This is a genomic window from Mesorhizobium kowhaii (assembly GCF_003253745.1).
GTDB classification, from domain to species: domain Bacteria; phylum Pseudomonadota; class Alphaproteobacteria; order Rhizobiales; family Rhizobiaceae; genus Mesorhizobium; species Mesorhizobium kowhaii.
Genome location: NZ_MZXV01000019.1, coordinates 1 through 12,679 on the forward strand (window position 1 = coordinate 1; position 12,679 = coordinate 12,679).

A 12,679-nucleotide genomic window follows, 5' to 3' on the forward strand; every position below is an offset into this window, starting at 1 on the left:
GCCCACAAGCTTGGTGCCCAGAAAAGCCTCCGCCAAGCTCAACTGACCCGTCCGCTTCACTGCCATCCTGATGTCCTCCGAGCTTCTGTCTCAGAGAATCACAACCAGCGAATTACGCAACAGGCCCCATGTGGGGGAGATGCCCGGCAGGGTAGAGGGGGGCGCTGTCCCGCCGACTCCTCCTTCGAAGCCCCCAAGCCTCAATTGCTCGCCGACAGCACCAGCACCGGCTTGTCGCTGTACAGTGCCGGGAACAGCTGCTTCAGGTTCGCCACCTTGGGCAGGTCGTTGTAGACGATGTAGGGATAGGTCGGGTTCAGGGTCAAAAAGTCCTGGTGGTAGTCCTCGGCCGGATAGAAGGTCTTGCCGGTTTCCAGCGTGGTGACGATCGGCTTGGGGAAGACCTTGGCCTGGTCGAGCTGGGCGATGTAGCTCTGCGCGATCTTCTTTTGCGCATCGTTTTCGGCAAAAATCGTCGAGCGGTACTGCGTGCCTGAATCGGGACCCTGGAAATTCAGCTGGGTCGGGTTGTGGGCGACCGAGAAATAGACCTGCAGCAACTGGCCATAGGTGACAACAGACGGGTCGTAGGTGATCTCGACGGATTCGGCATGTCCGGTGCGGCCTGAGCCGACCGTCTCGTAGACGGCGGTGTCCTTGCTGCCGCCGGTATAGCCGGACACGGCCTTGCTGACGCCCTTGACGTGCTGGAAAACGCCTTGCACGCCCCAGAAGCAGCCGCCGGCGAAGATCGCCTTCTCACTGCCGCTGGCCGCCTTCTCGTCGATCGACGGCGGCGGGATGACCACCGCGTCCTCGGCGGAAACCGCTGGCGTCAGCCAGAAGGCGGCGCCCGCGGCGGCAAGCGCCAACGCGGCGAGCGCGCTCCTGAGAAAATTCGACGACGATCTGGCGGCTGGTTTTCGAATGTCGGTCATGGCTGAGCTCCTGTGACGTCCATCATGTGGAGTCTATTGGATAAGAGTGGATCATGCGACGGGTGAGTTGCGGCCGAAGCCTCACTTTCGCGTGCGCCCGGATCCGGTCCTGGGGTCAGGACCGAAGCCGGAAACAGCGCTAGTTGGCCGGGACCATGGCATCCGTCGCCGGCTTCATGGCATCGGCCGCTGGCTTCATCGCATCGGCGGCGGGCTTCATGGCGTTCGTGCTCATCGCGTCGGGCGCCATCGCGCCGGCCGGCTTCATCGCATCGGTCGCCGGCTTCATGGCGTTGGCGGCGGGCTTCATCGCGTTGGTCGCGTCGTCGGCTCGGGCGGCGGCAACCAGCGCCGTCGGGCACAAAGCGAGAGCGAGCGCCGGCAGCGTCAGGCGGGAGAGAATGGTCATGGATAGTCTCCTGGTTGGTGGGGATGATGGCGCACTTCTTCGGTGGCCGGGTTGTTGCGGCGCCGCTCGTGCGGCGTTGCGCGGTCTGCGCATGATCCTTTCCGGGATCATGCGCGGGGAATTTCAGTTGGTCGCGGCGGCGAGGATCGGTCCGCCGCCCGGCGACTGGACGAGCACGGCGGTGCTGAGCCCGTCCGAGGCTGCCGGCACATCCAGCGCCGTGGCGTCGCCGGTCCAGCTGCCGAGCTTTTCCAGCGAGTGCACGACATTGGCGTGCGGCAAGGTGCGGCCGGTGTTTTCGCCGCGCGCCACCGGCACCTCGACGACACCCTTGGCATAGCGCACCAGCCAGACATCGGCCCGGCCGCCCGGCGCCGAGCCGGCGCCGATGCTTATCTTGCCACTGTCGAGCGACAGCGACGGCCCGCTGGTGTGGCCGGCGCTCGAGATCAGATGCTGGATTTCGCCGGGTGCGGCGCCGACGACATCGGCACGGCCGTTGACCACCACTTGCGGGGTGAACGGGCCGTCATGGCCGAGCGGCGGCTCGTAATTGACCTGGCGCTGGGTGAATTCCTGGCGGCCGAACGTGTCCTTCCAGCCGAGATAGTCCCAGTAGGTGACGTTGAACGACAGCGCCAGCACATCCGGCTGGTCCTTGACCTTGATCAGATTGGCGTTGGCCGGCGGGCAGGACGAGCAGCCCTGGCTGGTGAACAGTTCGACCACGGTGAGCGGCTGGGCTTGCGCCGCACCAAGCGACACCGCCAGCGCAAGCGCGCCCAGGCTGGACACGACGATAGACTTGCAGGATCGCGACATCGGCTGGCTCCGTGGGTGACGGCGCCTGGATGCACCGCTCATGTCCCCACTTCGCCGCCGGCCAAGGCTTCGTTACAGCGCTCACCGGTTTGTGATCGTTGGCGCTCTTTCCTTCTCCCCGCTGTGGGAGAAGGTGGATCGGCGCGCAGCGCCGAGACGGTTGAGGGGTGCTGGCCGGATCGCCGTCTTTGCCAAGCTGGAACACCCCTCATCCGACCGAGCTACGCTCGGCCACCTTCTCCCACAGGGGGAGAAGGAAGAGAGCGCCCCTACCGCCACGGCTGCAGGCTCGTATCCCGTACATAGGTGATGATCGTATCGCAGACGGCGTTCAAGTCTTTCAGAACATCGTCGTTCCAAAAGCGCAGAATGCGAAAGCCTCGCGCCTTTAGCTCAGCCTTGCGGATCCTATCAGAATCCGACTCCGCGTGCTGGCTACCATCGACCTCGATGATCAGGCCAGCTTCAAGGCAAACGAAATCGGCAATGTATTTTCCGAGAGGGACCTGGCGCCGAAATTTTATCCGATCGAGCCTGCGGTCACGCAGTTCATGCCACAGCCTGTCTTCCGCCTCCGTCATTTCGCGCCGGAGCGAGCGGGCAAAGCTGAGCTTGGCAGGGGAGACGGGTTGATGCGGCATGGCGCCAGATTAGCCGCCCGTTGCGTTCCGTCCAGCACCCGTCTCGGCGCTACGCGCCGATCCACCTTCTCCACAAGGGGAGAAGGCAAAGAGCTCCACCCTTACTGCGTCAGCACCGTGTTGGAGGGCCGCTTGTTGAAGTCGCACTTGCCGGTGACGGAGTAGGAGAAGTCGGTATTGGAGACCGGCGCCGGCACCGGGTTGCCGCCATCCTCCCAGGCCTGGGTGCTGGGCTGGCCGCAGGGCACGGCGGAGAAGATGTCGACGACCGTGCCGTTGGGCACCTCGGTGCCGTCGATGTAAAGCCGGTTGGAGGTGGTCGCGTCGTTCGTACTGAGGTTTTGCGGATTGCCCTGTGGCACGTTCATCTGCAGATTGAGGCCGCCCATCAGGCTGACGTCGATCGCCGCGCCGGCGCTGTTGGCTGGAACCATCGTGTCGACACAGTAATATTTCGTGCCATACTGGTCGGTGTTGAGCGTCACCCCGCTGGGGGGTTTTTTGCCGACCTTGCAGACCTGCGTCTGGACCACCGTGGAGACGCCCAAATTGTTGATGGTGCTGACGGTGGTGGTGCCGTAACCTTTGGGATCTGTGCCGCCGCCGTAGAGGTAATCGATCGTCATCAGCGGCTTGGCAACCGCCGCACCGAATTGCGTGCCGTATAGCGTCATCGTCTTGTTCCAGTAACCTGACACCCCGAGGACCTTGAAAGTGGACGTCACCAACGCCGGTTTCTTGCTAACCGCCGCGGCGACGGCGACCGGCACGGTGTTGATCCTGGCGATCTGCATGAAAACGGTCGGCATCGAGTAATTTGCCGTGGCCTGCGCGGTGGCGGTGCCGCCGGCGTCAACCACGAAACTGTTCAGCGTTGCGGTGGCCGCCGCCGGTGCACCGTTGGCGGCGAAGGAATCCTGCAACACCACCTGGCGCTGCGCCAGCGTCGAGGTCGTATCCATCGTGGTGATCGACAGGATCCCGGCATCGAGCGCGGACTGCATGTCCGCCCTGGTCTGGACCGCCGAGGTGTAGTCGACCGAGAAGCCGATGGCGGCAATGAGCGGCATCATACTAAGGATGAGGATCGGCGCAAACGAGCCGCTCCTCGACCTGACAAACCTGCCTGCTAGCCCCCGCATACCGTGATCCTTACAAACGAATATCTCCACCGGCTAACATGGCAGTCACAAATTATGCTCTAACGCACGTGGTTAAAATTTATCGATTTTTCGGGAACTCGCCCGATAAAGCCGACAAGTCCCCGCGCCGCTTGCCCCAGCAGCGGGCGGGGAAAGCGCTTCAGGTTTGGATTCGCACCCCACCCTTCTCCAGTCGTCGCGCCGGCTCGACAATTGGTCTCCGCCACAAGTTGGAACACTCATAGGTCTGCAGCGATTGCCCCGGCAGCGGGACGCCCCGCTTGCCCGGCAGCGGTACACCGCTTGCCTTGGTAGCGGCTGTGCCGCTTGCCGCAGCAACAAGCCCCTGCTAAACGCGCGCCATGAGCACGCCCCTCGACCACATCCGAAACTTCTCCATCGTCGCCCATATCGATCATGGCAAATCCACGCTTGCCGACCGGCTGATCCAGCTGACCGGCGGGCTCGAGCTGCGCGACATGAAGGAGCAGGTGCTGGACTCGATGGACATCGAGCGCGAGCGCGGCATCACCATCAAGGCGCAGACCGTGCGGCTGAAATACCACGCCAACAATGGCGAGGACTATATCCTCAATCTGATCGACACGCCCGGCCATGTCGACTTCGCCTATGAAGTGTCGCGCTCGCTCGCCGCCTGCGAAGGCTCGCTGCTGGTGGTCGACGCCAGCCAGGGCGTCGAGGCGCAGACGCTGGCCAATGTCTACCAGGCGATCGACAACAACCACGAGATCGTCGTGGTGCTGAACAAGGTCGACCTGCCGGCCGCCGAGCCCGAGCGCATCCGCGAGCAGGTCGAGGAGGTGATCGGCATCGACGCCTCCAACGCCGTGCTGATCTCGGCCAAGACCGGGCTTGGCATTCCCGATGTGCTGGAAGCGATCGTCCACCAATTGCCGCCGCCGCGCGAGGGCGACGCTTCGGCTCCCTTGAAGGCCATGCTGGTCGACAGCTGGTACGACGCCTATCTCGGCGTCATCGTTCTGGTGCGCATCATCGACGGCGTGCTGAAGAAGGGCCAGACCATCCGCATGATGGGCACCGGCGCCAAGCACCTGGTCGAGCGCACCGGCGTGTTCACCCCGGCCCGCATCAATGTCGACGAGCTCGGCCCCGGCGAGTTCGGCTTCTTCACCGGCTCGATCAAGGAAGTGGCCGACACCCGCGTCGGCGACACCATCACCGAGGACAAGCGCCAGACGGCCAAGGCGCTGCCCGGCTTCAAGCCGGCACAGCCGGTGGTGTTCTGCGGCCTGTTCCCGGTCGACGCCGCAGATTTCGAGGATTTGCGCGCCGCGGTCGGCAAATTGCGCCTCAACGACGCTTCCTTCTCCTATGAAATGGAAACCAGTGCAGCGCTTGGCTTCGGCTATCGCTGCGGCTTCCTTGGCCTCTTGCATCTGGAAATCATCCAGGAGCGGCTGGAGCGCGAGTTCAACCTCGACCTGATCGCCACCGCGCCGTCGGTCGTCTACCGGCTGCTGCTCACCGACGGCTCGATGAAGGAACTGCACAACCCGGCCGACATGCCCGACGTGGTCAAGATCTCGGCCATCGAGGAGCCGTGGATCCGCGCCACCATCCTGACCCCCGACGACTATCTCGGCGGCATATTGAAACTCTGCCAGGACCGGCGCGGCATCCAGGCCGACCTGTCCTATGTCGGCAAGCGCGCCATGCTGATCTACGATTTGCCGCTCAACGAGGTTGTTTTCGACTTCTACGACCGGCTGAAGTCGATCTCCAAGGGCTATGCCTCGTTCGACTATCATTTGACCGACTACAAGGAAGGCGATCTGGTGAAGATGTCGATCCTGGTCAATGAGGAGCCGGTCGACGCGCTGTCGATGCTGGTGCACCGCACGGCGGCGGAAAAGCGCGGCCGGCAGATGTGCGAGAAGCTGAAGGAGCTGATCCCGAACCATCTGTTCAAGATCCCGATCCAGGCCGCGATCGGCGGCAAGGTCATCGCGCGCGAAACCATCTCGGCGCTGCGCAAGGATGTGACCGCCAAATGCTACGGCGGCGACGTCTCGCGCAAGCGCAAGCTGCTGGACAAGCAGAAAGAAGGCAAGAAGCGCATGCGCCAGTTCGGCAAGGTGGATATCCCGCAGGAGGCGTTTATCCAGGCCTTGAAGATGGGCGATTGATCTCCTTAGCTTCCTCAATCAGCTGAATGACGGCATCCGTCCTATCAGTCTTTTCATAAGCCAGAAGTTGGCCCTTCCGCGCAACCCTATGGGCAAAGATCGGCAAGGACTTCAGGGCCCGGTTCACGTTGTATTTTCGAATACGCAATCGGCCCTGGTCCGTTGCAGCTGAGATTTCATCACAAGTAGCCGGCCGATCGAACTCAGCAAGTGCCAGAAGGCTTCTTGACGCCTCGGAACGCGTGACATCGGGTCTTGGAAGCATCTCAGCCCCGTCTATGTTAACAACAAAATCTCTAACCTTCCGAATGTAATCTTGGAGGGTCCCGTCGTTACCGATGGAAACGTCCGAAACGTCGTCCATTACGTCCACTAAACCGAACAAGGAATGGGATACGTCATTCTGTTTAAATCGCTGATAGTTATCGATGTCTAACTCTCGGCCGCGCTTGATGTGCCTCTCGTATCGAATACGCTGGTCTGCTGAAACACTAACGACAATCATATTGTCGTATAGTTTTCGAAGAAGAAGAATTTCCTCCGGCGTTCTAAAACCCGTAATTATTATCGCTCTGTCTGATAAGCTGTCTATGTGCTCTATCATACTCCGAGCTACGGCATCGTAGCCGGCAGACTCCATATACCTTAAGGTATCGGCCTCACTAGTTATGATCAGGTCTTCCTCTGAGATGCGGTTTCGAAAAAAAGTGCTTGCCTCAAGGTGTACGATTTCCCGTACGCTTTGAGCGATATGCGCAAATGTTGTTTTTCCAGAGCACTTGTAGCCGACAACGCATATGATTGGAGGCACTTTTGACAGACCCAATTCGAGTTGAGGGCTGTCCCGGAAATTACTCGATCGATTTGATACGAAGTTATTCGATATGTTGGCAGCTGCGTTGAGACGGTCGTACTGATCAAGAAGCAAGGAAAGTGACTTTGCGCGAAAGTCGTACTTCATCGACTCCTCAAATTCCATCTCCCCAAGAGTTTTGGGAATTCCTATCTGGCCGTCCGGGATAAACCAGCCGTTAAAATTCATTGGAGAAAGCCATGGATACATGGCGGACTGCTCGAATGAAGGTGGAGTGTCGGCGACACGTCCCGTCGTTTCTCCATGAAAAAAGATTGGCTCAAAAATATTCGGAAGCTTGAGCGCGATGTCTGACTTCACAATAGCACTCCGCCTCTTTCCGGATTTGCGGATGGCCTCATCAAGCTCCAAGAACGACGTCGATGCAAACCACTCTTTTACTCGCATTCCCGGAAAATCGGTAGATTCACTTAGAGCTTCAATACGGAGCGAGGTATCTTCGATGAAGTACGCCCCCCGTACGATCCGCTCTTTGTCAATAAATCTGACGGCGTTTGTCAAAAGAAAAGCTGTATCCGAACTATAATCCTCTTCATACGCCTCTTTATTTCCGCGAGTAAAATACAGACTGTACCCACGTCGAGAAAATATTATTCGAGCCTGCAGGAGCTTGTCTATACTTGTCGTGTTGAATGTTAACCTTATCAGGCGTGTAAACCTCAATGAATCAAACAGGCTCATGTTATTCCTCGATCTGATAGCCTGTATTGGATATATGGGATATAAATACTCCATCGACGCCGGTTATTCGAAGCACGGCTTCGCGAAGCTTCTCTGCGTCACGTCGATTTGGATCGAATAGACAGAACACAAGCGGCCCGAGGCTGCTCATCCCGCATGGCATACCAAATAGATCGTCTATTTGTTTCATGATTGCGGCGACCGTCTCTCCATAGATACCTATCTCTCGCTTTTTGAAGGCAGTTCCATTTATGCCTGCGAGCGCATCTCTCAGACTGGAGAAGTCGCGACTTATAAACGCCGGAATGAACCCTCCGAAGACATACGTGTTGAGAAGTCCGAGCTCTTCCGGGGTTATGTCCCTGTTTCGGGCGATGAAAGCGATTTCCTCTTCGTGATCTAGATGCCGAGTCCGCGGCATTACAAGCAATACACCGTAGTTGGGGGCTTCCCAGCGAGATATTAATAGCGGGGGTACGGTCGGGTAGGTAACGGAAGACGGCTTGATCCGTGTATCATCGTTCCGCCTACCGCCATCCCAAATTAGCCCGCCGTGCCGGAATGAATGGTAGCCTACGCCAGACGTGCCACCGCGTCCTGTTAGCATCTGAGTCTGGTCGTCATCGAGACCCAGTTGGTGAAAGGCTCGATACCCAAATGCTATCGCCGACAGCAATGCAGTCTTTGAGCCAAAGCCATGGTTTGCTGGTGGCAATTTTCGGCAGATCAATCTGTAGCGACGACCGTCGGAGATCACCTCAAGCTTCGAAAGAAGCCGCCTGACATCACCAATTGCCCGAGAATCTAAGGTTCCAAAATCGTGGGCATCGTTTGATACCTGGTCAACAAATTGGATCTCGGTCGACGGCTCTGACAATGAGAAGCCAAGACCGCCAGGGATATAGGATGAAAATCCAAGCGTATCCAGCAATGTTATATGTATCCGACTATGACACTTTATTATCATTTGGACTTGGGCGTGCTCTCACAAGGGACGCTCAAATCGTCGGAATTCCAGAGCTTTTCGAAGTGGTCACTTAACCTGTCAAAAAGAAAATCCCCTCTGGCAACCAAAAAAGTCGGCATATTGCGACTTTGATTGGCTACCAGATACGGCCCCCACAATAACTCGTTGTCGAAGCGAAAGTAGTTAACTGATGGAAGGCATCGAAGAAGTCGAATCTGAAAATTGTTCGGATGCGAAGCTCGAGCCTCAGAAGACCTAGCAATAAACGCCTCAACGTCCCGAGCGATCGTGCCTCTAGAGTTACCCTCCTCCAAATCTCTCTGATCTGCATATGAGTTATCGAAGTTCGGAAAAGTTGGGTCGAGCAAAAGTATCCTAACCTTCATCGATCTTGCCAAAAGTGTAAACTTATCCCCATAATCCTCTCTGAAAGAGGATAAGCCAAACCCGATCACGTCTATACGGGAGGATGATTTTAGCCGGGTCGCGTACTCTGATTTTATGACGATACTCCGTCCGTCGAAAGCAGCTCGCATTCCAGAGTCGTACAACTCGTTTATTTTCTTCTCCCTGCTGTCTATAAAGAAGTTATGAAACAAAAGGACGAAGCCGCTGATGCCAGCGGCAACTAGGGATGCCGATGCTCCACCTGCGAGATCCTTGCCGACGATTGTAACAAGAAGCGGGGAACTGGCGCCCATGAAGCCAATTATGACTAGAATGAGGTGAACCAAGAACCAAATTGCGTAGCGCAACAATACCCTCCCCCAGCCCCCCAGGAAATATTCCACCATACTAAATGAGCTACGAGAAAGTCTATGGTCAAATGTCGTGGTGCGGCTTTCCCAGTGTCGGGGTGATGCGGGTCCGCTAACCGAGAGAACAGCCCGAGGCATTGACCTAGGGGCTTAAGGCCTTTTGGTCGGCTCGCAACGCCGCGTCGCCTCAGGCGAAATCCACAACAGCACCTCCGGCAAGCTCTTTCCGGCGCTTGGGTCCTTCATCGGCGCGGCGCTCTTTGGCTTCTTCATGCTGAAGGGGCTGGCCATCGGCGTGCCGGGCGGCAAAGTATTCGTGCTGGGGCTGGTGGCGCTCGGCTGTGTCGGCTTCGGGCTGTTCATGGCGCAATAACAAATGATGCCAGGGAAGGGTTGGTACGCGTCCGCACCAACCCTGAGTTGGTTGATCCTGCAGCACCGGAGCGGTAGAAAAATCGGGCGGCGGACCTTAATCAGTTCGCCAGTGGCCGGCGCGAGGCTCAGGCAACTGCCCTCACCGGCATTCGCGCCGGCCATTTCCCCGGACGGTGCGGGGTGGGTGGCAAGGGCCGGATTACCCGAGGCGAAAAGCACCTCTTGACGCCTCTGCCGCATTCCGCTTCGCGCTGCCCTCCGGACAACTCTTTGAGAACGCCCCGCCTGGGAGTATCCTCCGCACGGCTTGGGGGAGATCTCAAATGCGTTCCAGCCCTCTGGACACCGTCGCCGCGATTGGCCTTGCCATCGGTGGCGCGTTTGGACTTGCCGGCACCTTCGTGGGCGGCGACGCGCTGCGCGAAACGCTGTGGACGATCGACGGCGTGGCACTGGTGGTCGCGACCGCGCTGCTGACGATGAGGTATCAGCGGCTGGGCAATGACTGCGTGGCGGCCGGATTCCTGACCTTCCTCGCCGGCGAGAGCCTGCTGCTTGCCGGCAACGCGGCAGGCCTTCAGGCCAGCGTTCCCTCCTATGTCGGCGGCATCTCGCTTTGGGCGGCGGCGCTCGTCATGGTCAGCGCGCCGAAAACCTTCGCCTTGTGGATGCGGCTGACCGCCGTCGTAGCTGCCGCGCTGTTTGTCGCCTCGGCAGGCCTTATCCTCTGGGGCGCTCCCTTGCTGCCGACCTCGTCGCCGCTGCCGGCGGGCGGCTATCCGTTCCTGGTGTTTACGTTCATCGGCTGGATGTGGACCTTGCTGAGGCCTGGGCGGCGATGAGGGGGCGGCGTGCCTGCGCCGCTTGCCTTCTCCCCCTGTGAAGGGAAGATCGCAGGGCAGCGAATCCGGTTAACGGGTCTCTTCGAAGCCTTCGCCGACGCGCTCTTTGACGACGCATCAAACGTAAAAACCCGCCTCGGCAGCGGGTCATTGGCGCAAATCAGCACCATGCGGAAATATATAGCATAGCTGCCCTCACCCTGTCAAGAATAAATTCCTATCGACGTGAGAACCTACCGGCACAAAAGGCGCTGTTGCCCGCCGCCGGCTATCCGTTCCTGGTGCTCACGTTTGTTGGGTGGATCTCTACTGCAGGGCGAGCGGTGACGCTGCTGACCTTCTCCCCTTGTGGGAGAAGGTAAGATCGCGCTCCGCCTTCACCAGCGATGAGGACCTAAGTACAGATCAGGACTCAATCCACACTTTCTCAAAATGCTGCTCCAGCGCCTGGTGCTGTTCGCAGCCTTCGACGCCCTTGCGGTAGGTGCGGTAGACCGAGCGCCAGTAGGGTTGGATGATGATGCCGGAGTCGCGCAGGTTCTGCTCGATCTTTCCCATGATCTCCTTGCGCGCCTTGGCGTCCGGCGTCGCCAGCGCCTTGTCGAGCAGGGTGTCGAACTCGGGATTGGCGTAGGCGCTTTCGTTCCAGGCGGCGCCCGATTTATACGCCAGCGCCAGCACCTGGACGCCGAGCGGGCGGCCGAGCCATTCGGTGCAGGAGAACGGGTATTTGCTCCAGTCGTTCCAGAAGGTGGCGGCGGGCAGCACGGTGCGCTTGATCTTCAGGCCGGCCTCGCGCAACTGCGCGGCGATGGCGTCGCCGGTGCTCTTTTGCCATTCGACATCGACGGAGATGAGGTCGAATTCGTGGTCGGCCTTGCCGGCCTCGGCGAGCAGCTTCTTCGACCCCTCCACGTCACGCTTGGCCGGGCCGATATCGGCATATTCGGGGTGCATGGGACCGACATGGTGGTTGTCTGCGGGCTTGCCTCGGCCGCCGAGACCGAGCGTCAGCACCGCCGAATTGTCGACCGCGAGTTGGGCAGCGCGGCGCACCTTGGCGTCGTCATAGGGCGCGTTGCCGACATTGAAGCGGGCGACGATGGTGGAGCCGGTGGCGATCTCGGAATTCTTCAGCCCCATTTGATCGGTCTGCGAGACGGCGTCGGAGGCGGTCTCGTGGTCGGTGTCGATCTCGCCGGATTCGAACGCCGACAGCATGGCGTTGGGGTCGGAGCCGTAGTCGACCCATTTGATGCCGTCGAGCCAGAACTCGCCCTTCCACCACGGCTTCTCCTTGCGCTTCACCTCGGCACCGGTCTCGGCATCCCAGCTGACCAGCTCGCACGGGCCGGTGGTGATGGAAAGCGCCTTCATCGGGTCGCCGTCACCCTCATAGGAGCGGTGCATGATCAGCGCCGGGTAGTCGGCCATGCCGGCGATCAGCGAGATGTCGGGTTTTGGCAGATTGAGCTTGATGGTGAAGTCGTCGACCCTCTGGATGCCGCCATCGACCAATTTCTTGGTGTCGACATTGACCAGCGCGCCCATGCGCGCGGCGACCGAATTGCCTGCTACCGAGGCGTCGCACCAGCGGGTGAGATTATGGATGACATCGTCGGCGTTGAAGGCATCGCCGTTCGACCAGGTGATGCCCTTGCGCACATGCAGCGTCAGGGTCTTGGCGTCGTCGCTCGCCTCCCAGCTTTCGAGCAGCCAGGGCTCGAAGGAGAAGTCGGTGTTCCAGCGCACAAGATATTCGTTGCAGTGGCGGGCGACATTCGACATCTCCACGCCGTCGAAGGTGCGCGGGTCCTTGAAACCCTTGACGTTCATGGCGACGCGCAAGGTGCCGCCACGCTTGGGCTCAGCCGCGCGGGCAGGGGTGGGGGCAAGGCCGCCCAGCGCCAGCGCGCCTGCGGCGCTGACGCCGAGGCCGGCCATCAGCGCCAGATATTCGCGGCGGCTGATGCCGCCCGTCCTGAAATCGTCGGCGACGGGTTTTGCCTTCGGGTGCAATTTGCGGTCGGTCAGCATGAATTTCATCGTCGTTCCCTCTTGT

12 protein-coding genes are annotated in these 12,679 nt (G+C 59.6%); 3 read left to right on the forward strand and 9 right to left on the reverse strand.

Annotation, left to right across the window (positions count from 1 at the left end; genetic code table 11):
* Positions 1–200: 200 nt before the first annotated feature.
* The 5 genes from msrA to B5V02_RS09580 form a co-directional block, all read right to left on the reverse strand.
* A complete protein-coding gene (gene msrA / locus B5V02_RS09560; protein ID WP_111543992.1) occupies positions 201–938 on the reverse strand; it encodes a peptide-methionine (S)-S-oxide reductase MsrA in 738 nt (245 codons plus the stop codon).
* Between the two features lie 139 nt (positions 939–1,077).
* On the reverse strand, positions 1,078–1,347 hold the full coding sequence (locus B5V02_RS09565; RefSeq protein WP_111543993.1) for a hypothetical protein: 270 nt from the start codon (positions 1,345–1,347) through the stop codon (positions 1,078–1,080).
* A 123-nt stretch (positions 1,348–1,470) separates the two neighbouring features.
* Positions 1,471–2,169, reverse strand: a complete 699-nt coding sequence (locus B5V02_RS09570) for a DUF1223 domain-containing protein (protein WP_111543994.1) — start codon at positions 2,167–2,169, stop codon at positions 1,471–1,473.
* A gap of 269 nt (positions 2,170–2,438) precedes the next feature.
* Entirely contained in the window at positions 2,439–2,810 is a 372-nt protein-coding gene (locus B5V02_RS09575) for an endonuclease domain-containing protein (RefSeq protein WP_111543995.1), read from the reverse strand.
* 101 nt (positions 2,811–2,911) lie between these two features.
* On the reverse strand, positions 2,912–3,952 hold the full coding sequence (locus B5V02_RS09580; RefSeq protein WP_111543996.1) for a TadE/TadG family type IV pilus assembly protein: 1,041 nt from the start codon (positions 3,950–3,952) through the stop codon (positions 2,912–2,914).
* Positions 3,953–4,314: 362 nt separating this feature from the next.
* On the opposite strand from B5V02_RS09580, the gene lepA reads away from it, so the two are divergent.
* Positions 4,315–6,120, forward strand: a complete 1,806-nt coding sequence (gene lepA, locus B5V02_RS09585; protein WP_111543997.1) for a translation elongation factor 4 — start codon at positions 4,315–4,317, stop codon at positions 6,118–6,120.
* Here lepA and B5V02_RS09590 read toward each other — a convergent pair.
* From B5V02_RS09590 to B5V02_RS09600, 3 genes are read right to left on the reverse strand one after another with little or no spacing between them, the layout of a single operon-like run.
* On the reverse strand, positions 6,092–7,675 hold the full coding sequence (locus tag B5V02_RS09590; protein WP_167458439.1) for a non-canonical purine NTP pyrophosphatase: 1,584 nt from the start codon (positions 7,673–7,675) through the stop codon (positions 6,092–6,094). The two genes, lepA and B5V02_RS09590, sit on opposite strands and share 29 nt — an antisense overlap.
* A gap of 1 nt (position 7,676) precedes the next feature.
* The gene (locus tag B5V02_RS09595) at positions 7,677–8,606 is read right to left on the reverse strand and encodes a hypothetical protein (RefSeq protein ID WP_167458440.1); all 930 of its coding nucleotides are present in this window, start codon (positions 8,604–8,606) and stop codon (positions 7,677–7,679) included.
* Between the two features lie 32 nt (positions 8,607–8,638).
* Complete coding sequence (locus tag B5V02_RS09600) at positions 8,639–9,397, reverse strand: hypothetical protein (protein ID WP_146606039.1); 759 nt, start codon at positions 9,395–9,397, stop codon at positions 8,639–8,641.
* Positions 9,398–9,560: 163 nt separating this feature from the next.
* Between B5V02_RS09600 and B5V02_RS09605 the strand changes: the two genes are divergently transcribed.
* Together B5V02_RS09605 and B5V02_RS40510 are read left to right on the forward strand one after the other, a co-directional pair.
* Positions 9,561–9,773 carry a hypothetical protein gene (locus tag B5V02_RS09605; RefSeq protein WP_111544001.1) on the forward strand — a complete coding sequence of 71 codons (213 nt, stop codon included), beginning with the start codon at positions 9,561–9,563 and terminating at the stop codon, positions 9,771–9,773.
* 325 nt (positions 9,774–10,098) lie between these two features.
* Complete coding sequence (locus tag B5V02_RS40510) at positions 10,099–10,617, forward strand: hypothetical protein (protein WP_167458441.1); 519 nt, start codon at positions 10,099–10,101, stop codon at positions 10,615–10,617.
* A 405-nt stretch (positions 10,618–11,022) separates the two neighbouring features.
* On the opposite strand, the gene B5V02_RS09615 is transcribed toward B5V02_RS40510, so the two are convergent.
* Positions 11,023–12,663: an ABC transporter substrate-binding protein gene (locus tag B5V02_RS09615; RefSeq protein ID WP_111544002.1), complete on the reverse strand. Its 1,641-nt coding sequence runs from the start codon at positions 12,661–12,663 to the stop codon at positions 11,023–11,025.
* Positions 12,664–12,679: the final 16 nt, after the last annotated feature.

Excerpts from the sequence above, each read along its gene's own strand:
- msrA (WP_111543992.1), bottom strand. The coding sequence starts at position 938 with ATGACCGACATTCGAAAACCAGCCGCCAGATCGTCGTCGAATTTTCTC.
- B5V02_RS09565 (WP_111543993.1), bottom strand. The coding sequence starts at position 1,347 with ATGACCATTCTCTCCCGCCTGACGCTGCCGGCGCTCGCTCTCGCTTTG.
- B5V02_RS09570 (WP_111543994.1), bottom strand. The coding sequence starts at position 2,169 with ATGTCGCGATCCTGCAAGTCTATCGTCGTGTCCAGCCTGGGCGCGCTT.
- B5V02_RS09575 (WP_111543995.1), bottom strand. The coding sequence starts at position 2,810 with ATGCCGCATCAACCCGTCTCCCCTGCCAAGCTCAGCTTTGCCCGCTCG.
- B5V02_RS09580 (WP_111543996.1), bottom strand. The coding sequence starts at position 3,952 with ATGCGGGGGCTAGCAGGCAGGTTTGTCAGGTCGAGGAGCGGCTCGTTT.
- lepA (WP_111543997.1), top strand. The coding sequence starts at position 4,315 with ATGAGCACGCCCCTCGACCACATCCGAAACTTCTCCATCGTCGCCCAT.
- B5V02_RS09590 (WP_167458439.1), bottom strand. The coding sequence starts at position 7,675 with ATGAGCCTGTTTGATTCATTGAGGTTTACACGCCTGATAAGGTTAACA.
- B5V02_RS40510 (WP_167458441.1), top strand. The coding sequence starts at position 10,099 with ATGCGTTCCAGCCCTCTGGACACCGTCGCCGCGATTGGCCTTGCCATC.
- B5V02_RS09615 (WP_111544002.1), bottom strand. The coding sequence starts at position 12,663 with ATGAAATTCATGCTGACCGACCGCAAATTGCACCCGAAGGCAAAACCC.